We start from the raw sequence: 19923 nt of genomic DNA on the forward strand, positions 1-19923 counted from the left end.
CAAAAGAACCATCCTCTATTTCTACTAATCCCGCAAAAAATGCTTTTCTTTATAAAATGCTGCACATTTTTTTACACTCCCGGTTCTTTTCGGGTTATACTTAAAAATATTCAACATATAAAGCTTGTGTAAATTTACATTCCTGGCAAGGGCCGGAATTCATACTTAGAATCGATAACCAACGTTGAGAAAAGAAGCATTAAGGAGAGATTTGCGTGATGGATATTTTTGTAAAGGAACTGCTTCATGGGATAGCAGCTCTTTTTTTACATCCACTATCATACGTGTTTGTGATTGTTGCTTTTGTGATTGGTTTTAAGCGGGTAAAACGGGAGCGGAAAGAATTTAAAGTAAAAGTCCACCCGGTCATTGATAACTTGATTCAATCGTTTTTTCCCGGACTTCTGATCGGGGTCATCTTTTCGGCTGTGCTTCTCGGAGCCGGTGTGGTTGTACCAATGGGAATGGTAGCCTTGATCGGTGTGATGTACGCTTTACTTGGTTTAACCCTGAAAACAAGATTTTTGAACCCGGCCTATGCGATCGGACTAGCTTCAGTAGTCGCACTTGTCCTTCCTCATGTAACGACAAATGTCGATTTTCTCGATATATGGCTTAGGGATATCCGCAACACACCTCTTGATGCACTTGGTATTCTCATGTCGCTCCTCCTTATTCAAGAGGGTATCCTGATCATCTGGAAAGGCGCAAAAAGAACGTCTCCCCGCCTGCTGAAAGGCAAGAGGGGGCAGTATGTGGGCGCACATGAGGCCACGAGGTTCTGGCTTGTTCCGCAATTCTTTTTGATACCGATCGGTGCCATTCCAGCCCAGGGAGACTGGCCGATCTTCGGACTGCAGGTTGTCGGATATTCCATCCTGCTCGTTCCGTTTGCTGTAGGCTTCCGCCAGCTCAATTCTCACTGTCTTCCACAGGAAGCGATTAAAGCGACCGGAAAACAAGTACTGGCTCTTGGAGTACTCATCGCAGCCATTACGCTTGTCGGTATCTATACGAGCCTTCCGCTTCTTACCGTTATTTCCATATTTGGCGGTACGCTCGGCCGTGAGCTGATTACGGTCATTAACAGCCAGCGTGATGACAATGGCAAGCCTTTCTTCACACGCAGGAATGAGGGACTTGTCGTGCTAGGTGTGGTGCCTGGCACCCCGGCCGCTAAGATGGGCATTCAGGTAGGGGAAGTCATCATGAAGGTGAACGGAGTCACCTTGAATAATGAGCGTGAGTTCTACCGAGCCCTGCAGATTAATGCTGCTTTCTGCAAGCTTGAGGTTTTGGATCATAAAGGGGAAATCCGTTTTTCCCAACGATCGCTCTATGAGAACGAGCACCACGAGCTCGGTTTGCTGTTCGTGCATGAAGTAACGGAAAAGAAGAGTGTAGAAGTTTCATAACGATGTTTGAGAGTGGTTCTAAAACCCACTCTTTTTTAGTCCGAAAAATTGTACAGCCGGGACGATGATCACATTCCTAATTCAACGAACGGGCTGCTGAGTTTAAGCAATCAACAGCAATGATATAATAATGGGGACATTCTTAATCATGGAACTGGAGGAAAATAAGATGAAGCCTATCACGGCCCCCGACCTTTCAACAAGACCGTTTAGCCTGACAGTCGAGCGACAGATGGATGCGTCACCCGATGTCCTTTTCCAAGCATGGACGAAGAAATTCGACCGTTGGTTTGCAGAACCTGGGACAGTCTTAATGAAGGGAGAGGTAAATACTGCCTTTTTCTTTTATACATTTTTTGAGGGGAAACGGCATCCGCATTACGGGCGTTTTTTGAGGCTTGAGAAAGACCGGCTCGTTGAAATCACTTGGGTGACTGGGGCTTGGGGAACAAAGGGATCTGAAACATTGGTTACCGTTGAGCTTAGTCCTCATGCAAACGGTACGATACTCCGGCTTACGCACGCAGGATTCCCCGATGCGGAATCGAGAGATCAGCATGAACAAGCTTGGCCAATCGTACTGGAGAATCTTGACCTTCGGATGACAGAAAGTGATAAGCGGTAGCTGGTTTTTTCAACAAAACCTATTGACACTACCCAGATGATTCAATACAATGAAAAATGGTACACATACATTTATTATGGTTTAAAGGAGGGTGAATGATGTCCAGGCTCTATGCTAAGAATTTGAAGATTGCTTATGGTGAGCGAGACATCGTCAAAAATCTGGATATCTCCATTCCGGATGGGCAAATTACCACGATTATCGGTCCAAACGGCTGCGGAAAATCAACGGTCTTGAAAACGTTGTCGCGCATACTTAATCCGAAATCCGGCGTTGTTTATCTTGATGGTAAAGGCATCAGCAAGGAACCGACAAAGCAAATTGCTCAAAAGATGGCAATTTTGCCGCAGTCCCCTGATTCACCAGAAGGACTTACGGTTGGTGAACTCGTTTCTTACGGAAGATTTCCCTACCAAAGAGGTCTTGGAAAACTTACGAGAAGAGATTTCGAGGTTATCGACTGGGCTCTTGAGGTAACTGGAATTTATGAGTTTAAAGATCGAGCGGTGGATGCCCTGTCAGGTGGCCAGCGCCAGCGTGTATGGATCGCCATGGCATTGGCACAAGAAACAGATATTATCCTGCTGGATGAGCCGACTACATATTTGGATTTGTCTCATCAGTTAGAGGTACTCGAGCTGTTATACCAACTGAATCGTGATCAAAAGCGGACAATTGTGATGGTCATTCATGATTTGAATCATGCGGCGCGGTTTGCTCACCATATGGTTGCGATGAAAGACGGTGCCATCCTTAAAGAGGGAAGTGATGACACGCCAGGTGCTTCGAAATGTTTTCAGTATTGATGCTGAGATTGGTGTGGATCCGAGAACAAGGAAGCCCGTATGTCTAACGTACGATCTTATCAAAAGTGTTCAATTAGTAGAGAACTTGGCGTAATCAAACGCCTTTCTTTTTTACAGTTAATTAAGAATGATTTTTATTGTCAAATATAGGGGGATACAATCATGAATAAACGCACAAAGAAACTTTTAATCAGCTTTATGACAATGCTTCTAATATTTGCACTTGCAGCATGTGGCAATAAATCAGAAGACGGTGCAAGTTCTGGTGAAAAAGATTCGAAAAAAGAAACAAGAATTTATAAAGGTGAAAATGGTGATGTTAAAGTTCCAGCCAAACCAAAGCGTATTGCGATGATGGCTGCTACATACGCAGGAAACTTGCTATCTTTAGGGATTACACCAGTCGCAGTTAATGAATACCCAAAACAAAATAAATTTTATGGGAACAAACTGGACAAAGCTGAAGTCGTTACGGCTGATTCTTATGAAAAGCTTCTAGAATTAAATCCTGATTTGATCATTACCTATTCTGATGATAAGAACATTAAGAAATACAAAGAAATTGCTCCAACTGTAACCTTGACTTACAACAAGTACGACTACTTAGAACAGCATGTTGAAATCGGAAAAATCGTTGGAAAAGAAAAAGAAGCAAAAGCATGGGTAGAAGAGTGGAAGAAGAAGGCTGCAGATGCACGTGAAAAAGTTAATTCTGCTATCGGACAAGACAAAACATTTATGGTCATGGAAGCATACGGTAAAGATATGTACGTGTATGGGAAAAACTGGGGACGAGGAACGGAAGTAATCTATCAAGCTCTTCAATTAAAAGCTCCTAAGAAACTAGAAAAAGATGTTTTCGGTCCTGGCTGGAAGGCGATCTCTACTGAAGTGATTCCAACTTACGCAGGAGACTATATCTTTGTCGGTACTGGTTCTGGCAACCCGGACAACTCATTCATGGAGTCGAACGTATGGAAGGGGCTTCCGGCGGTTAAAAAAGGTCATGCCATTAAGTTCGATTCTCAATCATTCTACTTCAATGACCCGATATCTCTTGAAAAAGAACTCGATTTCATTGTTAAAGAGTTAACGCAAAAGTAATCATAACGCTTTTATAAAAAAGGAAATACGCCATGTTCAAAACAAAAACCCAGCTGATGAAAGATCATAAAGTGTATGCGAGGCCAGCGGCAGGCACGGCCATCTTACTGATTGGATTCGCTCTTCTGCTCCTAAGTATTGGTCTTGCGGTTTCCGTTGGTGCAGCCAAAATCAATTTTGTTACTGTTTGGAATGCGATTTTAGACTATGATCCTGGCAGAGAAGCTGACCGCATTATTGTCAGTCTTCGCCTGCCAAGAGAGCTGGGTGCGGCTGCTGTTGGTGCCGCATTTGCAGTCAGTGGGGCGATCATGCAGGGGATGACACGCAATCCCCTTGCAGACCCTGGTTTGTTGGGTTTGAACGCCGGAGCAAGCTTAGCTCTAGCTTGTGTGTTTGCTTTTCATACAGGTGCAAACTATTTTACAGTGATGATTATTTCCTTTATCGGAGCAGGAATTGGAGCCGGACTTGTGTTCGGAATAGGTTCTATGAGCAGAGGGGGATTAACCCCCATCCGAATTACGTTGGCAGGTGCCGCTGTTTCCGCGCTGCTTTCTTCGCTGGGAGAAGGTATAGCACTTTACTTTAAGCTTTCTCAAGATCTCGCTTTTTGGACAGCAGGCGGGGTATCAGGAACAAACTGGTCTCAGTTGAAAATCATAGTACCAGTGGTCGTTTTGGGTATCGCAGTTGCTGTCGTGTTCTCCAGGCAGTTAACCATTCTCAGCTTTGGTGAAGAAGTGGCGAAGGGTCTTGGACAGCGTACGCTTGTAACAAAGGTTGTCCTTATGGCCGCTGTGCTGATCCTTGCTGGTGCGGCAGTATCGCTTGTAGGAGCGATTGCATTTGTCGGTTTAATGGTTCCCCATATCGTACGCTTCTTGGTTGGGACAGATTACCGCTGGATCATTCCATGCTCCGCGGTATTTGGAAGTGTTTTGATGGTGTTTGCAGATACATTGGGCCGAATGGTGAATCCTCCATTTGAAACGCCGGTGGGGGCGATCGTTGCCATGATCGGTGTTCCGTTCTTCCTTTACCTTGCAAGAAGGGGAGGAAGAAAACGATCATGATGAACGCTAGACAGATCAAGAAGATAAGAATGACCACATTTGTTGCGATTCTTTTATTAATAGCAATGTTTGTAATCAGTGTCGCTACCGGAGTTGCGTCATTATCTCCAGCAGAGCTGTTTCGGACGCTGATCGGACAAGGTACACCGAGAGAGAACTTGATTTTGTTCGAGTTCAGGCTGCCGAGAATAGTTGTTGCGATCTTTGCCGGGATGGGACTCGCTGTATCTGGTGCTATCCTGCAAAGCATTACGAAAAACCCGCTTTCAGATCCTGGGATTTTAGGTATTAATGCCGGTGCAGGCCTGATGGTTGTGGTCTATATCATGTTCTTTACGGTAGAAACATCAAGTTCTCTTTACATACTGCCTCTTTTTGCTTTGGCGGGAGGCATGGGGACAGCAGCTGTCATCTATATAATGTCTTACATAAAAGGTGAGGGTGTTGAATCAACAAGGCTTGTATTAGTCGGTGTTGGTTTGGCTGCTGCCCTTTATGGTGCGGCGTTGACGCTATCGACGCGATTAGATATGGAAGATTACTCGTTCATGGCCAATTGGATGGCAGGAAGAATATGGGGGGATGACTGGACATTTGTCCTGTCATTGCTTCCGTGGATTCTTATTCTGATTCCTCTCACGTTGTATAAATCAAATGTGCTGAACATGTTGAGCTTTCATGAGAATGTTTCTATTGGTGTCGGAGTGAATACGGGCAGAGAACGGATCGTCCTTCTCATGATTGCTGTTTCGCTTGCTTCTGCATCCGTGGCTGTCAGCGGAGGAATTGCATTTGTTGGGCTTTTGGCTCCTCATATTGCAAGATCATTGGTCGGTCCTCGCCATCAATCCTTTCTTCCGGTTGCGGCATTGATTGGATCCATACTGCTCCTTACCGCTGACACGATCGGCAGAGTCATATTGGACCCGAACGGTATTCCAGCCGGAATTATCGTAACCATTATCGGTGCCCCTTATTTTATGTATTTGCTGGCGAAAAAATAGAGAACTAAAAAGGAGCCCGGGCTGGGCTCCTTTTTTAATTGATCATCTGTTTGACTAGCTCACGGTTGCGTTTTTTGAATACTTCGTTGTGAGAAGAAACCATCGCAGCTTCCTGGGCATCAGGCTGGATGAATTGTTTCGCTTTATTTACTGCATTAGCTGCGTCTTGAAAGGCTCCGGAAATCAAGTTCAATTTACCGTCATGCTTCAGTATATCTCCAGCAGCATACAACCCCGGGACTGAGGACTCGCTGTTCGAATTGCCTGCGATATAAAAATTGTCTGCAAGGTCAATATTGAGATTGCTATTACCAAGAAGTGATGTATCCTGTTCATAGCCATGATTGATGATGACTTCATCTATCGGCAGGTAAGAGATCTCACCGGTTTCATGGTTCGTCAGCTCGATCTGTTCGATCACCTCATGGTTCGGGCACGCGAATAGTTTAGAGATGGATGTGTTAAAGATACAGTCCGCACAACTGTTCATAAGCTGGGTTACTTGGGCTTCATGGCCGGCAAGTGTTCCTTTTCTGTACGTTAAATATACTTTCTTAGCAATATTCACTAATTCATTCGCCCAATCGATCGCTGTATTTCCTCCGCCGGAGATAATAACTGTTTTATCTTTAAAATGCTGAAGAGACTTCACGGTGTAGTTTAAGTTGGACACTTCAAATCTCTCGGCACCCTCAATCTCAAGCTTCTGCGGGTTTAAGATACCGCTTCCGACCGCTACGATGACCGTTTTTGAATAGTGCATCACACCATTTGCGCTTTTCAAGAGAAATATTCCATCTTCATTCCGCGTGATCGATTCTACTTTTTCATTCAAAACAACTTCTGGGTCGAACGTCAGTCCTTGCTCAACAAGTTTTTCAATAAGCTTTGCTCCTGGAAGCGGAGTGTGTCCGCCCACATCCCAGATCATCTTTTCAGGATACACATGAATTTTCCCGCCTAACTGTGGCTGAAATTCAATGATTTTTGTCTTCATTTCGCGAAGACCGCTATAAAAGGCAGAGTATAGTCCTGCTGGACCACCGCCAATAATGGTTACATCAAAAATTTGTTCTTTTTCCACTTGGATTCTCTCCTCAGAAAGAAAATAGTATTGATTATCATTCTCAATTAAAATATATAATGAATCTCACAATTTTACAATATTTATTTTCCGCTATAGAAAAAGCTTACCCTTCATTAGGATAAGCTTTCTCCACATTTTCTGCTATTACCCAAGTGCAGCATTCATTCTTCAATCGATACTTGTGATGAGGCGGATTCCCTTAAACGTCATATTCATGAAACATTTTTTCCTGGGGTAATCAAATAAATTTCTCATTTGTTTCGGTTTTCTTTTATGTGAGAGAGGAGCTGCAAAATTCTTGAATGATCTGTTCCTTCATATCCTCAATAGGAAAATGCTCTGGATAGGTAGATATCATCAGCATGATGCCTTGAAGGGCAGATGAAAAGTATAATGAACGTTTTATCGGTTCCTTAACGCCCATTTTTTCGAACATTTCACATTGAAACTTGAACTGTCTTGCACTTTCATCGATCAGCAGTTTGCTGTATTTCGCTACCACTTGGTCAGATTCCGGCTGTGTCTGCAAGTGGAGATAAAACCGAAGTTGATGAACGTTTACTTGACAGGGAGCTTGGCCAGCTGCAGTTACACATTCTTAAGGGATTGTTAGAGGAAGAAGCAAAATCAATTTCCAATATGGCAACTCATACTTCGGCCGAATCCCAATTCCTTTTAGGGAAAGAAGAAGGGATCAAAAAAGCGCAGGAAATGTTGACAGCTTATCGATAAAACCAGCAGTCTCTATAAACCAAAACGGGCAAAGGATGTTCATTTAATCCCCAAAAATACGAAGAAGCAATAGATAAGAGAGGTACCTGCGAGTTTTAAGTTTAGCAGGTCTATTCTGCGACCAGTTTCCTTGAGGATGCTCGATATAATACCTTTCTCAATATGGAAAGGTCTTTATAAGTTATTTGGCTCCGTGATGAAATTGGAGAACGGATGGCAACGTTCTCGAAAACAGGAAAATAAAAAAGGAAAGAGCAAGAGTTCCGTCTCGCTCTTTTCCTGGGTGAAGGCTTTCCTTGAGTGAAAACCTTTTTGCTATCGCTGACTAATAAGGCGGGTGATAGAAGGGCTGAGGGTAGTGGCTTCTATAATGAGGGTTCTCATTGTACTCCCGATGGCAGTTGCTTGGCGGTCCGATAAAGGTCGTGGATTGGACCGGAGCGATGGTGTTGATCCATTGTGTTTCATCGAGGCAATACGTATGTGCCATGATATTGGGCGGAGTGAATTTTAAAAGGTCTGAACCGAGAATGACATCAGGAGTCGGTGAGTTGAAAATGGCCAGCAGGTGAGTTTCATCGGTTGTTGCAACTTCGTAGTGCCACCAGCCCTGGGGGACGTTTGCGACCTGCCGGGGCCCGATGTGGTAGTGGTGGAATTGTTTCGTGAACGGATTGAAAATAGAAACGGCTGCCCCGCCGGAAATGCAATACACAAGCTCAGCGGCATTTTGATGATAATGAGGTTCTACCACATTACTCCTGCTCAGGAAAATATCCAATAGAGAAACATTGTCCAAGGTGTTTAACTGCTGAATGCCCAGGACATTGATAAAATTCTGGCTGTCCTTGGTGAACACATTTTGGTTGACATCAGCGGTGTATTGGATCGCTGGAGACGAGTAATCCAAATTTTGCACCATTGTATACCTTCTTTCGTTATGCAAATGGTCGATACACTACCCTATGGCAGATGCCCAGCGGCCGTGACAATATTTTTTTGGAGCTTACTGGCATTTTTTTCGTTGTTTACGACTGCAGCCGGGGCTATTTTAATTTTCGGGTTCAAAGTTGGAGAGCAAGTAGTGGCTGCCCTTGGTGGTTCCTGTGTGCTGAAGGTGCATGGCAGAAAGCAGCTCCTGAACGATAAATCGAGACGAAAGCTGGAGAAAGTCCCGGTATTGCTTATTTGTGATAGTCGGTTGAATAAGATAATAGTAATCCTTTAAAGAGGAGATGTGTGCGTCGCTTGAGGAATGAGAGCAGGCGAGGCAGACCCGCCTTCCTCTTTTTCTTTTCATGGGAAGAGTGAAGCAAACCGGGCACTGAACGCCCGTGAGAAGGTCGGTTTTAGGGATAAAGAAATATTCGAGGGGATCGAAAATTTCTGGAGTATGCTGTTCCTCTAGTAGATTTGACAGTCTATTTAATTGTCTTTTACTTATGATTTCTTTTGTGTAATGTTGATCAAATTGGTCTATTTTTTCAAGTAGTAGCGAGCTTCGTATAATCATTTTGAGAACTCTATCGTTTCCATTGGTTTGAATGATGGTACGGGGGCTGCTGATGACGACGAGGCATTCGATGGGGATTGGAGGCAGCCGGTGCCTGGACAGCCATCGACTTAACAGCTTTTGATGGCGTTGGATCTGTATGATCGGATACGCAAAAGCTTCTTCTTTCCCTTCAAACGTACGAATGAGTTGTTTATGTGTTTCATCAAATAAAGAGTACCTGAAAAGTTTTTCACTTCAAGATTGAGAAGATAAAAGGGGGGTTAGAATGAGCAGATCCATCTGAAATTCAGTGTTGAGTACAGATAGTCGAATGTCATGGAAGATCAGGTGGTTTTTTGGTGGAAGTTCTTGCAGATAAAAGTCGAGGGACTGTTCGCCGCGGTATCCTTTGTACCGGCTGGCCAGTTCTTTCTCAATGATGGGCCGTTTTGGATGGTGTTGGGGCAGTCTGCGAAGCAGGGCTTCTGTTTTTTCAATGATAAGAGGAATTTTCAGGGGTTTGACGATCATAGCAACACTCCTTTTTAATAGGTTTCTCTTTTTTATATGTTTTCCTGCAAACATGCGGAATTAAGCGAAAAAGGAGAAGAATTGTGCCAAAATCTGATTTATTGTGCCAAATTCTAATTTATTGAGCCAAAGAGCCATTAATTGAGCGTAACTCTTAAACAATTGATCCAAACAGATAATTCAGATAACTCCGCCGCGCTAAATAGGAAGATCAACCAACCCCGGAATTCCATCAATCACCACCATTCTACAAAGTAAAACCTCCTCATATATGTCAATTAATCACTCATTCTTACAGTTCTTAGGGTTTCAACGCGGGTTTTGTAATATTTTGAAATATATTTGTAATGTAATTGCCCAAAAACGGCCTCTTCTAAATGATATAATTGCACTTGGGATTAAAAGAGGGTGTAGGAGAACGTATGGAGGAGGCAATACCATTGAAAAGCAAGGTAATAAAGGGATTATTATCTCTAAGCATTGGCCTGAGCGCTTTTACATACACTTCTGCTAACGCGCAAACGTTAAGTGAGATACATAAAAAGCAAGCTGAAAACCAGGCTAAGAAGGAAGAGAAGAACGCAGAAATAAAAGACGTACAAGGAAAGCAGGATCAAGTACTTGACGAACTGCAAAAAATTGAGTCTACTCTTCAAAAGACGTTAAATGATATCCAGACGAAAAAAACAGAAATTGATGAGACGAAAAACGAGATTCAAAGCTTGAAAGACCAGATCGTCAAGATTCAGAAACGCATCAAAGAACGCGATGCGATCTTAAAAGAGCGTGTCCGTTCCATGTATGAGAGCGGTGGAGCGGTGAAGTACCTTGATGTCGTACTCGGCTCAAGGAGTTTTGGTGATTTCCTTGACCGTTTGATCTCATTAAATATGATCGCAGAATCCGATAAATCCATCCTGGAAGACCAAAAGCGCGATAAAGCAGCAGTGGAACAGGATAAAAAGCATGTAGAACAAAAGCTGAATTCCTTAAATGCGAAGCTTCAGGAATTGAACGAGCTGAACAGTGAACTGAGCGCACAAAAAGAAGCAAAAAACAGATTATCCGCTTCGTTAAAGAAGAAGGAAACACATCTTCATGAAGACGTGACAAGCATTGAAGAGAAAAATGAAATCCTTGCTGCTCAGGAAAAAGCGGTAAAAGAAGAGATGGAAAGAGCGAAAAGAGAAGCAGAACAGCGCAAACGTGAAGAAGCAGCCCGTAAAGAGGCAGCGAAACGTGCGGCTCAACAGGAACAACGTAAAGATTCAGCGCCTTCACCAGCGCCGACTCACAGCGAGCCTAGTGTATCTGCGAATTTTATCTGGCCGGCTAATGGCTACGTTTCATCCCCATTCGGCAAACGTTTTGGCGGAAGTGATTTCCATCCGGGCATCGATATCGCTGCAGCGGGAGCGAACAACCAGATCTCAGCAGCGGCTTCAGGAACGGTAGCCCGTTCTTACCTATCGTCTTCTTACGGCAATGTTGTCTTTGTTTCTTCTTACATCGACGGCCAGCTGTATACGACGGTTTACGCCCATATGAGTGAGCGCGCAGTCAGCACAGGACAAAGTGTTACCCAAGGACAGCGTCTTGGAACGATGGGCAACACAGGCCATTCCACAGGACAGCATCTTCACTTTGAACTTCATAAAGGTGAGTGGAATTACGCGAAATCCAATGCTGTAAATCCAATCCCATATCTACATTAAAAAATACTTCAGGGAAGCACGGAGCACTCTCCATGCTTCCCTTTTTGTCAATTAAAAGGGGAGGAAAGATGAAAGCCGGCCAAGCTCGAGGCATTGCAGAAGATTGGGTAAGGGAGCACGCCAGCCCTGAAGAATGGTTTTTGGGTGCCTATTCAGCGGATCCATCATCGAGCTGTCAGATTACGACGAACTGCCGATTGGTTCAGACCCGATCTCGTTTATCTCAACACCTTTTAAAAACAGCCGAAGAAGTGCTTTCCTCTTACCGCTTGGCAGGCAGTTTTCGTACGAACGCAATTATCGCTGACCCGACCGGACATCTGCAAAGACTTCAGCTGGATGTTGGTAAGCACTTTGCTGATAAAAGATGGGTCCGTTGCCGGTGCCAAAACGCCATGAGAAGGATTAAAGCGGGGACTCGCAGCGATTCATCCGGAAGCACCCATTCATGAACAAGTAACAAGCGGCTGTTTCCAGCGGGGGGGATGACTCACGTTCTTCTCGCCGCCGCGCTGCGCAATCCTACCGTTAGGCTTCGCTGCCTCAAAGCACGGGAGGTGTTAGCCTAATACGGACAGGAAAAATTGTATAGAGATCTTTTGAAGCTGCAAGGCAGTAAACATTTAACGCGTGAAAAAGTGGAACATCATCTAACAAACCTTGAAACTATTTTTGATGAGACAGCATCGGTTTCAAGGACGCGGTTCTTTTTCAGTTCGGATATTACGAAAGTTGCCCGTCCGATCGCTATCCATGGGAGCAGGAAATTGATTCAGGAGGGATATTACCGGGAAGCTGTATTCTGGATCGCTGCGACGTTTGCACGGTGCCACACGATCCTTGCGGCAGATGATAGTCGAGTTCTCCGAGAATCACTGGCTCCCGCTTTCAGCCATCTTCTTTCAGACCTTGGCATTGTAAATTTTAAACAAAGCACAGGAAGTCATTGCGTTCCTCCCGTATGTATGGGACACCGCAGAAGCCATCATGTCAGCGAACCCTGGCATAATAGATGCAGAACAAAGATGAAGCATGCCGGCAAAATAGCGGGCGGTCGAAATCACTCTTAAGAGCGATATTGATCCGGTGAAAATTGGTCTATACTGATAAGGGTTTAATAATAGGATGCATCATGGATCGTACGGGAGTGGAACTTTTGAAAGTATTTATATTGCTAGTATCAGCCTGGCTGCTGTTTTTGCCGCAGCAAGCGGACGCCCACGCTTTTCTTGTCCAGTCCCATCCGTCCGAGGAAAGCAGTCTCGGCACCATGCCTCCTTCCGTGAAGTTAACCTTCAACGAACGATTGGAGAAGGAACTGTACTCTTTGAAAATACTGGATGATAGAGGGAATGTGATTACAAAAGAGCCGCGCATGAGTAAGGACCAGCGCTCACTAAGTGTAAGCGTTCCTTCTCAGAAAAAAGGGGTCTACACTGTTCAATACTCGGTGATTTCAGCTGATGGCCATCCTGTAAATGGCGCTTACCTATTTACAGTGGGCAATACCGCCTCTAAAGGAAGCACGCCAGCTCTGCCCGCGGGGGAATCAGGAAACCATGAGGAAAATGTATATAATCCCGCATCATGGCTCGTCAGAACGCTTTATTACATCGCTTTGCTTCTGGCATCCGGCTGGGTGCTATGGAAGTCGTTTATACCTTTTACCCGGTCTGAACAGAAAGAGGATTATATAAAAAGAGGACGGCAGCTGCAAAGGATCCATCTCCTTTTACTGGCCGGCTTCATAGGCATACAAGCGAGTGGCCTGCTGAACGGATCGACGTGGAACAAACTGCCGGATCTTCTTATCCATTCGGCTGTCGGGTGGTCCTGGATGCTGTCACTTGCTGTCGCCGCTGCCGGGTTGTTTTTAACCTTGAGGAGGGCATGGTTTGATATCACCTGGGCCGCACTGCTGCTTCTTGCTAAAAGTTTAAACGGACACGCTGCGGGGCAGGAAATGGCGGCAGCAGCTGTTGGGCTTGATGTGCTGCATCTGCTGTTTGCTTCAGTTTGGGCCGGCGGACTCTGCTATTTATATCAAAGCTCACGGAAGAACCAATCTGATGCCGCCGCTTTTATAAGCAGGTTTTCTACTGCGGCCCTGGTCAGCTTATGTGTGCTGATCGTAACGGGCGTGCCGTATTCCCTTCTTTTGCTGCCGAGAATCTCTTATATCTGGGACACGGCCTGGGGCATCTTCATAAGTTTAAAAGCGGTTGCCGTTGTCCTCATTCTCATAACCGGGGCTTTCCTTCGCTTTTATTTGAACAAAAGAAACGGACAGGCCTCGGTCAGTACGCTCCTGAAGATCGACCTTTCCTTAATGGCGGCCGTCCTTATCATTGTTGCTGTGTTCACTCAGCTAAGCCCTAATCCTGAAAACGAGGCACTGAATTGGAAAGAACGTAAAAACAGCGTGCGGCTTGAAATCCATACGTCCGTGCTTCATCCAGGAGCCAATCGCTTTAACGTAAAGACTGTCACAAAAAAGGGAGAACCGGTGATTGAAAAGGCAGAACTGCAATTTCAGTCCTTGGATCAGCCGAGTGTTCCGAAAATCATTGTCCCGTTGAAACGTGAAAAAGGATCAGACAGCCGCCATTCATCGTACGGAAAAACAGGAGCATATCCGCCTTTTCCAGGGAAGTGGAGAATAACCATCAGGGTAATAGACGCCGATGTGGATGAGATCTCCGTTTCTAAAGACATTAAAATCTATAAATTGCAGCCATAGCAGTGGAAGGAATGGTAAATATGAAGAAAAAACTAACATCTATTGTAACAGTATGCGCCGCATCACTCTTTATTTTCTCAGGATCGGCAAGTGCGCACGTAGTCGTATTCCCGCAGCAGACCATGCAGGGCACCTACGAAAAATTTTCCGTGCGAGTTCCCAGCGAGAAGGATGTTCCAACAGTGAAAGTAAAGGTGGAGATACCGAAGGACGTTGAGATCTCCCGTTTTGAACCGATGCCTGGATGGAGATATTCGATCGAAAAGGATTCAACGGGCCTTATTAAAAGTGTGACATGGACGGCCGAGGGAAAAGGGATTGCTGCAACCGAGTTCACAGAGTTTAATATGCAGGGTAAAGTAGGGGACAAAGCAAAAAAGATTGTTTGGAAAGCCTATCAGAAGTACAAGGACGGCAGCACTGTCGCCTGGGAAGGCCCAGAGAGTTCTGAAACGCCAGCTTCTGTTACACAAGTGATGAAAGGTAACGGAGACGCGCATGGCCATATGCACGGAGCCATGGACGATGAAGAAAAAGAAACAGATGACGATCAAGACAATCAAGACAATTCATCATTGCCGCTGTACCTGTCAGGTGCTGCCTTACTGCTCAGTTTGATTTCACTCGTCCTTTCTGCGAGAAAAAGAAGATAATGAATCAGAGGATCTGCTCCTGCGGATCTTTTTTTCGGTCGTCTGCTCCGACCATAAGAGCAAGAATGAGGACGATTTGGAAAGATACAGCTGTTAAAATTAGGGCAGAATACGGAAGAGGTGAGCAATGAGATGGATCAGATAAAGGTGTTTAACGATTTGCATCAGGGTGATGATTTGCTTATGTTAGGGAATGCGTGGGATGTGCTGTCTGCCATTTTGATGGAGAAAGCAGGGTTTAAAGCGATCGGGACGACGAGCTGGGGAGTTGCGAACACATTTGGGCTCAGTGATGGGGAACGGCTTGAGTTCACGAAGCATCTGAACGTGATCAAAAGTATCGTCGTTCACGTCAGTATTCCGGTTTCTGCAGACATCGAAGCCGGCTATGGAGAAGAACCTGCCGCGATTGTGGAAAATGTCTTGCGGACAGCCGATGTCGGAGTAGCAGGCATCAATCTCGAAGATTCATTGAAATCACAAAAAGGCCTCCGTGACATGGTGGAGCATGGAAAGATTCTTTCAATGATTCGAAAAGCGCTCGACAGCCGAGGCTATCATGATTTCTATGTTAACGCCCGCGTCGACACTTATTTTCAAAGAGAAGATCCGTTAAGCGAGACGCTTGAACGGGCGAGAGTCTATATCGAAAGCGGAGCAAGCGGAATTTTTGTTCCGGGGGTGGCGGACGAGTATGATATTAAGGAGATGGCGTCAAATATCTCCGTCCCATTGAATGTATTGTCATTGCCAGGCCTGACAGATGGCCGCACATTAAAGGAATGGGGAGTCAAACGCCTCAGTTTCGGAAATGCGTTTTCGGACCAGGTGATTGCTATGATGGAAAAGACAGCCCTGGAGGTCCTTCAAACCGGAAACACAAAACGATTATATGAAGGTGAACATTATGCGTCAGAACCGGTATGACTTAATTGAGCCTGAAGACAGCAGGCATGCTGCTTTTTACGAAAAAATGCTGAAGAAGGATAGAAATGAAGGTTATTATATCGGTGTTTCTACAACTGGCATCGCATGCCGTTTTGGATGTAGTGCCACACCACCCCAAAAGAAGAACACCATTTTTTCCAAAAGGCTGTTTGACCTTATCTGCCTTGGGTTCCGAGAATGCAAAGTTTGCAAACCATCAAGCGATGGGTCTGAACGAGCCGGACAGGATGAGGATATTCGCCGCTATGAATATGTGAAAGAGGCAAATGAACGGCTGAAAATCGAGAATAATAGTGATTCAATGCTTACCGAAACTGTAACCTATCAAAGATACTGGACCCCGATCGGTGTAATGATCGCCTGTTTTTATAAAGAAGAATGCTGTTTGCTGGAGTTTATGGACCGGCGTGAGCTTGCGGCAGAACTGCTTTTCTTAAAAAAGAAGCTGAACGCCAATCTTAAAAAGAGATCAACTTCATTAGGCCGCCGATTAGGTATTGAGCTGCAAGAGTATTTTGCAGGATTCCGGTATGAATTTTCCATTCCTGCCGCCAGCATTGGAACAGACTTTCAACTGCAGACATGGAAAGCGCTGAGGGAGATTCCGTATGGCACGACACGCAGCTATAAAGGACAGGCGGAGGTTCTGGGCCGGCCGACAGCCGTAAGGGCAGTGGCGAACGCAAACGGAAAGAATCGCATCTGCATCCTTATTCCCTGTCACCGGGTGATCGGGGATAATGGTGATTTGAGAGGGTATGCTGGAGGACTGGACAGAAAACAATTTCTTCTTGAACTTGAAAATAACAGAAGTTTACAATGAGGGCATAGGAAGGGGGGGCAGAAAGCATGGCTAATCTATCATTTGAAGAGATGTGGGAAAAGATTATGGCGTGTGACAGCTCGTATGACGGTTTATTTTATACCGCGGTTAAAACGACCAAAATTTATTGCCGTCCTTCTTGCCGCTCACGAAAACCGAAGAAAATCAACGTGGATTTTTATGAAACCATAGCCGAAGCGATAGAGGCGGGATTTCGTGCCTGTAAACGATGTCAGCCGGATGCCGGGCTGTCTCCGCAGATGGAGCTGGTCACGGGCGTAAAATCATTTCTTCTGATGCATTATAAAGAACCTCTAATTCTACAGGACATTGCCGATCATGCAGGTGTCAGCCCATTTTACCTGGAACGGCAATTTAAGCAGGTGACTTCTGACACGCCGCGTACGTATCTCGAGAAGGTCAGGGTAGACAAGGCCGTGCACCTCCTGAGGCATTCCAGCTTGACGAATCTCGAAATCTGCTACGAAGCTGGCTTTCAAAGCACGTCTAATTTTTATAAAGTTTTTCGAACGATGATGAACTGCTCTCCGAATGAGTACCACCGCTTAAGATGAGCACTGTAAAAAAACACTTTCGTGCACACACGAAAGTGTTTTTTTATACAATCAGTTGTGCTGTACATCTGCCATACTGCGTTCAGGGCCGATGTATACAGATTCGGGCCTGAAGATCGCATTGTCTTCAGACTGCTCGAGCACATGGGCAGTCCAGCCTACCATTCGGCTGGCCGTAAAGGTTGGCGTAAACAGCTGTTCATCCATTTGAATGGCCTTCATAATCGCGGCAGCATAAAATTCTACGTTCGTATATAATGAACGGCCTGGTTTGAATTCCTGCAATAAAGCAACAGCTGTACGTTCTGTCTCAAGTGCCAGATCAAGCCACTGGTCTTTTCCCGACATGTTTAAGAGGCGTTCTTTTAAAGCCATCGCCCGTGGGTCAAGGGTTTTATATACACGATGTCCGAATCCCATCAGCTTCTCACCACGGATTAACTTTTCTCTGATCACTTTTTCAGGGTCGCCTGCTTGCGAAATCTCATCCAAGAGGGCGATCACACCAGAGGGTGCACCCCCGTGAAGAGGGCCTTTCATCGTGCCAATGGCTGACGTTGCAGCAGAAACGAGGTCTGATTCTGTCGATGCGGTTACCCTGGCTGCAAAAGTCGAAGCATTCATCCCATGCTCCAGCGTAAGGATCATATAGGTTTCAAGTGCTTCGGCATGTGCTTTTAATGGTGCTGTACCATTGATCATAAAGAGATAGTTTTCAACATGATCTAAATCTTCGCGAGGAGAAAGAAAAGGTTTTCCTGCCATTCTTCTTGTGCGGTAGGCTATGATACTTGGAACAAGAGCAGTCAGTCTGATTGCTTGGCTTATGGTAGGTTTCCAGCCATATTTTTCAGTGCCTTCTGAAGAGATAGCGGTTCGGATCACACTCATCAAATCCATCCCTTTTGGAAGGTGATCAATGACCTCTTTCATGGAGTCACAAAGCACCCGGTTCTGTTTTAACTCGTTCTTCAGTTGTGTTCGTTCAGGTTCACCAGGAAATCGTCCATGCCATAGGAAATACGCAGTTTCTTCAAAAGAATAGTGTTTCGTCACTTCTCCGATGTCTAATCCTCTGTACAGCAATTTGCCCTGAATTCCGTCCACATGGCTGATGGATGTTTGTGCGGCGACCACACCTTTGAGTCCTTTTTCCATGATCATCTCTCCTTTTCCTCTTTGATAACATTGTATAAAATAGATATAATTAAGAAAATTAAATTCTTTTAAAGAACTTGATTAGGATCATTAATAAGGAGATAATAATGGAGTTTAATTGGCTATATACCTTTCTAACGGCAGCAGAAACGGGGAATTTCAGAAAGACAGCAGAGATACTCTACATATCACAGCCTTCTGTAACCGTTCATATCAAGCAGCTTGAAAAAGAAATCGGGGTATTGCTTTTCCATCGGGAAGGAAAAAAAGTGAAGCTGACGGAAGACGGGAAGCGCTATTTGGATCATGCGAAAAAGCTCATTTCTGTTTATGAAAGCGGGCTTGAGGATCTTGCTTCCTTCAGCCAGGGCTATACGAGCAAGCTGGTCCTCGCTATTTCCCCGCTCATTGCGGATACGATTCTTCCTTTTGTTCTGAAGCGATTTTTAAATAAGCACCCTGAAACCGAAATATCGGTCAGAATCATTGAATCGGAAAATATTGAAAAAGCAGTATTGAAGGAAGAAGTAGACATCGCGCTATCCTGTCTGCCAACGGCCAATCCTAATTTAATCTGTGAACTCTTATACAGAGACAAGGTAATCTTTGTTTGTACCCATGACGGGAGAGACTCGGAATCCGCCCCACCTTTGGATGAAGGTGAGATATTGGAATCCAACTATCTGCTGACTCATAACCATCCAGGGTACTGGGGCGGCCTCATAAAAAGCATAAAGGCAAAGCATCCAGGTGTACGAATGATGGAAGTTTCCCAGGTGCATATTACAAAAAGATTTATTGTAGAAGGGCTTGGTGTATCCTTTTTGCCAGCCTCTACGGTCAGGAGAGAACTGCTGGAGGGAAGGTTGCTGGAAGTGGACTGCCACTCCATTCAGCTGCCCGATGCGAATACATATGCCCTGGCAAAATACGATCACTCCAAACAAAGAGAATTCCTTTCCTTTGTTTCCAACCATCGAATTTAAAGGAGAGATAATCAATGAAAAAGAAAATCGCAATGATCAGTATGGCGGTCCTGCTTCTGGCAGCATGTGCGTCCAACAACGGAGCGGATCAGCAGAAAAAGCATGAAAACCAAAACCGCGAAGCAGCTGACAGTGTGTTCAAGCAAAACTGTGCCAGCTGCCACGGCAACAACCTTGAAGGAGCAACCGGACCTTCTTTGAAGCATATTGGCAGCAAGTATTCGGAAAAAGAGATCATGAGTATTATTCTGGAAGGGCGGAAAGGCATGCCGGCTGGAATCCTGACCGGCGGTGACGCTAGGCTTGTGGCGGAGTGGATGAAGGAAGAACACAAATAAGCATCTTAGTGAGACATGCGAAGACAAACGGAGAGGAAATACATAGAAAACCGCCCGAACTGATCTGAACCCAAAAAGTTAGACAAAAATATTAGGCGGCTTCTTGGGCCTG

The 19923-nt window shown here is 45.0% G+C and carries 20 protein-coding genes and 2 pseudogenes; 17 read left to right on the top strand and 5 right to left on the bottom strand.

All coding sequences use genetic code 11. From position 1 onward, the window contains the following. Positions 1 to 218: 218 nt before the first annotated feature. From ABHN01_RS04735 to ABHN01_RS04760, 6 genes and pseudogenes are all read left to right on the top strand, one after another. Positions 219 to 1415, top strand: a complete 1197-nt coding sequence (locus ABHN01_RS04735; protein WP_429874612.1) for a PDZ domain-containing protein — start codon at positions 219 to 221, stop codon at positions 1413 to 1415. Positions 1416 to 1584: 169 nt separating this feature from the next. Next, positions 1585 to 2040 (top strand): SRPBCC family protein, encoded by a 456-nt coding sequence (locus ABHN01_RS04740; protein WP_429874585.1) that lies wholly within the window; start codon positions 1585 to 1587, stop codon positions 2038 to 2040. Between the two features lie 98 nt (positions 2041 to 2138). Further along, positions 2139 to 2940 (top strand): annotated as a pseudogene (locus tag ABHN01_RS04745) (ABC transporter ATP-binding protein). 68 nt (positions 2941 to 3008) lie between these two features. Next, on the top strand, positions 3009 to 3950 hold the full coding sequence (locus ABHN01_RS04750; protein WP_429874586.1) for an iron-hydroxamate ABC transporter substrate-binding protein: 942 nt from the start codon (positions 3009 to 3011) through the stop codon (positions 3948 to 3950). Between the two features lie 32 nt (positions 3951 to 3982). Further along, positions 3983 to 5026 (top strand): FecCD family ABC transporter permease, encoded by a 1044-nt coding sequence (locus tag ABHN01_RS04755; protein WP_429874587.1) that lies wholly within the window; start codon positions 3983 to 3985, stop codon positions 5024 to 5026. Then, positions 5023 to 6030: a FecCD family ABC transporter permease gene (locus tag ABHN01_RS04760; RefSeq protein ID WP_429874588.1), complete on the top strand. Its 1008-nt coding sequence runs from the start codon at positions 5023 to 5025 to the stop codon at positions 6028 to 6030. Before ABHN01_RS04755 ends, ABHN01_RS04760 begins: the two co-directional genes overlap by 4 nt. Before the next feature lie 34 nt (positions 6031 to 6064). Here the strand turns inward: ABHN01_RS04760 and ABHN01_RS04765 are convergent, their stop codons facing one another. Both ABHN01_RS04765 and ABHN01_RS04770 read right to left on the bottom strand, forming a co-directional pair. Next, positions 6065 to 7114, bottom strand: coding sequence for an NAD(P)/FAD-dependent oxidoreductase (locus ABHN01_RS04765; RefSeq protein WP_429874589.1), 1050 nt, complete (start codon positions 7112 to 7114; stop codon positions 6065 to 6067). 274 nt (positions 7115 to 7388) lie between these two features. Beyond that, positions 7389 to 7676, bottom strand: a pseudogene (locus ABHN01_RS04770) (TetR/AcrR family transcriptional regulator); the annotation flags it as partial. Here ABHN01_RS04770 and ABHN01_RS04775 point away from each other — a divergent pair. After that, positions 7637 to 7849, top strand: coding sequence for a hypothetical protein (locus tag ABHN01_RS04775; RefSeq protein ID WP_429874590.1), 213 nt, complete (start codon positions 7637 to 7639; stop codon positions 7847 to 7849). The pseudogene ABHN01_RS04770 and the gene ABHN01_RS04775 sit on opposite strands and share 40 nt — an antisense overlap. A 325-nt stretch (positions 7850 to 8174) precedes the next feature. Here ABHN01_RS04775 and ABHN01_RS04780 read toward each other — a convergent pair whose 3' ends face one another. Both ABHN01_RS04780 and ABHN01_RS04785 read right to left on the bottom strand, forming a co-directional pair. Further along, positions 8175 to 8771: a cupin domain-containing protein gene (locus tag ABHN01_RS04780; RefSeq protein WP_429874591.1), complete on the bottom strand. Its 597-nt coding sequence runs from the start codon at positions 8769 to 8771 to the stop codon at positions 8175 to 8177. Positions 8772 to 9599: 828 nt separating this feature from the next. Continuing rightward, positions 9600 to 9875: a nuclease-related domain-containing protein gene (locus tag ABHN01_RS04785; protein WP_429874592.1), complete on the bottom strand. Its 276-nt coding sequence runs from the start codon at positions 9873 to 9875 to the stop codon at positions 9600 to 9602. A 440-nt stretch (positions 9876 to 10315) separates the two neighbouring features. Here ABHN01_RS04785 and ABHN01_RS04790 point away from each other — a divergent pair, with 440 nt between their 5' ends. The 8 genes from ABHN01_RS04790 (at position 10316) to ABHN01_RS04825 (ending at position 17329) form a co-directional block, all read left to right on the top strand. Further along, positions 10316 to 11590, top strand: a complete 1275-nt coding sequence (locus ABHN01_RS04790) for a murein hydrolase activator EnvC family protein (protein ID WP_429874593.1) — start codon at positions 10316 to 10318, stop codon at positions 11588 to 11590. A 68-nt stretch (positions 11591 to 11658) separates the two neighbouring features. Beyond that, positions 11659 to 12042 carry a hypothetical protein gene (locus tag ABHN01_RS04795; RefSeq protein ID WP_429874594.1) on the top strand — a complete coding sequence of 128 codons (384 nt, stop codon included), beginning with the start codon at positions 11659 to 11661 and terminating at the stop codon, positions 12040 to 12042. 132 nt (positions 12043 to 12174) lie between these two features. Next, positions 12175 to 12660, top strand: coding sequence for a hypothetical protein (locus ABHN01_RS04800; protein WP_429874595.1), 486 nt, complete (start codon positions 12175 to 12177; stop codon positions 12658 to 12660). Between the two features lie 62 nt (positions 12661 to 12722). Further along, positions 12723 to 14330, top strand: coding sequence for a copper resistance CopC/CopD family protein (locus ABHN01_RS04805; protein ID WP_429874596.1), 1608 nt, complete (start codon positions 12723 to 12725; stop codon positions 14328 to 14330). A 20-nt stretch (positions 14331 to 14350) separates the two neighbouring features. Continuing rightward, the gene (locus ABHN01_RS04810; protein ID WP_429874597.1) at positions 14351 to 14983 is read left to right on the top strand and encodes a YcnI family protein; all 633 of its coding nucleotides are present in this window, start codon (positions 14351 to 14353) and stop codon (positions 14981 to 14983) included. A 132-nt stretch (positions 14984 to 15115) separates the two neighbouring features. Then, entirely contained in the window at positions 15116 to 15910 is a 795-nt protein-coding gene (locus tag ABHN01_RS04815) for an isocitrate lyase/PEP mutase family protein (protein WP_429874598.1), read from the top strand. Beyond that, entirely contained in the window at positions 15891 to 16754 is an 864-nt protein-coding gene (locus ABHN01_RS04820; RefSeq protein WP_429874599.1) for a methylated-DNA--[protein]-cysteine S-methyltransferase, read from the top strand. Before ABHN01_RS04815 ends, ABHN01_RS04820 begins: the two co-directional genes overlap by 20 nt. A gap of 26 nt (positions 16755 to 16780) precedes the next feature. After that, the gene (locus ABHN01_RS04825; RefSeq protein WP_429874600.1) at positions 16781 to 17329 is read left to right on the top strand and encodes a bifunctional transcriptional activator/DNA repair enzyme AdaA; all 549 of its coding nucleotides are present in this window, start codon (positions 16781 to 16783) and stop codon (positions 17327 to 17329) included. Positions 17330 to 17380: 51 nt separating this feature from the next. Here the strand turns inward: ABHN01_RS04825 and ABHN01_RS04830 are convergent, their stop codons facing one another. Further along, positions 17381 to 18493: a citrate synthase/methylcitrate synthase gene (locus ABHN01_RS04830; protein ID WP_429874601.1), complete on the bottom strand. Its 1113-nt coding sequence runs from the start codon at positions 18491 to 18493 to the stop codon at positions 17381 to 17383. Positions 18494 to 18594: 101 nt separating this feature from the next. Here ABHN01_RS04830 and ABHN01_RS04835 point away from each other — a divergent pair, with 101 nt between their 5' ends. Both ABHN01_RS04835 and cccB read left to right on the top strand, forming a co-directional pair. Beyond that, positions 18595 to 19473 carry a LysR family transcriptional regulator gene (locus ABHN01_RS04835; protein ID WP_429874602.1) on the top strand — a complete coding sequence of 293 codons (879 nt, stop codon included), beginning with the start codon at positions 18595 to 18597 and terminating at the stop codon, positions 19471 to 19473. A 14-nt stretch (positions 19474 to 19487) separates the two neighbouring features. Then, a complete protein-coding gene (gene cccB / locus ABHN01_RS04840) occupies positions 19488 to 19811 on the top strand; it encodes a cytochrome c551 (RefSeq protein WP_429874603.1) in 324 nt (107 codons plus the stop codon). The last annotated feature ends 112 nt before the right edge of the window (positions 19812 to 19923 follow it).

The sequence above is a fragment of the Fictibacillus sp. NRS-1165 genome (assembly GCF_050468105.1).
Lineage (GTDB): Bacteria > Bacillota > Bacilli > Bacillales > Fictibacillaceae > Fictibacillus_C > Fictibacillus_C terrinigri.

Coding starts and splice junctions, on each gene's coding strand:
- ABHN01_RS04735 (WP_429874612.1), top strand. CDS start 219: ATGGATATTTTTGTAAAGGAACTGCTTCATGGGATAGCAGCTCTTTTT.
- ABHN01_RS04740 (WP_429874585.1), top strand. CDS start 1,585: ATGAAGCCTATCACGGCCCCCGACCTTTCAACAAGACCGTTTAGCCTG.
- ABHN01_RS04750 (WP_429874586.1), top strand. CDS start 3,009: ATGAATAAACGCACAAAGAAACTTTTAATCAGCTTTATGACAATGCTT.
- ABHN01_RS04755 (WP_429874587.1), top strand. CDS start 3,983: ATGTTCAAAACAAAAACCCAGCTGATGAAAGATCATAAAGTGTATGCG.
- ABHN01_RS04760 (WP_429874588.1), top strand. CDS start 5,023: ATGATGAACGCTAGACAGATCAAGAAGATAAGAATGACCACATTTGTT.
- ABHN01_RS04780 (WP_429874591.1), bottom strand. CDS start 8,771: ATGGTGCAAAATTTGGATTACTCGTCTCCAGCGATCCAATACACCGCT.
- ABHN01_RS04785 (WP_429874592.1), bottom strand. CDS start 9,875: ATGATCGTCAAACCCCTGAAAATTCCTCTTATCATTGAAAAAACAGAA.
- ABHN01_RS04795 (WP_429874594.1), top strand. CDS start 11,659: ATGAAAGCCGGCCAAGCTCGAGGCATTGCAGAAGATTGGGTAAGGGAG.
- ABHN01_RS04805 (WP_429874596.1), top strand. CDS start 12,723: ATGGATCGTACGGGAGTGGAACTTTTGAAAGTATTTATATTGCTAGTA.
- ABHN01_RS04810 (WP_429874597.1), top strand. CDS start 14,351: ATGAAGAAAAAACTAACATCTATTGTAACAGTATGCGCCGCATCACTC.
- ABHN01_RS04815 (WP_429874598.1), top strand. CDS start 15,116: ATGGATCAGATAAAGGTGTTTAACGATTTGCATCAGGGTGATGATTTG.
- ABHN01_RS04820 (WP_429874599.1), top strand. CDS start 15,891: ATGCGTCAGAACCGGTATGACTTAATTGAGCCTGAAGACAGCAGGCAT.
- ABHN01_RS04825 (WP_429874600.1), top strand. CDS start 16,781: ATGGCTAATCTATCATTTGAAGAGATGTGGGAAAAGATTATGGCGTGT.
- ABHN01_RS04830 (WP_429874601.1), bottom strand. CDS start 18,493: ATGATCATGGAAAAAGGACTCAAAGGTGTGGTCGCCGCACAAACATCC.
- ABHN01_RS04835 (WP_429874602.1), top strand. CDS start 18,595: ATGGAGTTTAATTGGCTATATACCTTTCTAACGGCAGCAGAAACGGGG.
- cccB (WP_429874603.1), top strand. CDS start 19,488: ATGAAAAAGAAAATCGCAATGATCAGTATGGCGGTCCTGCTTCTGGCA.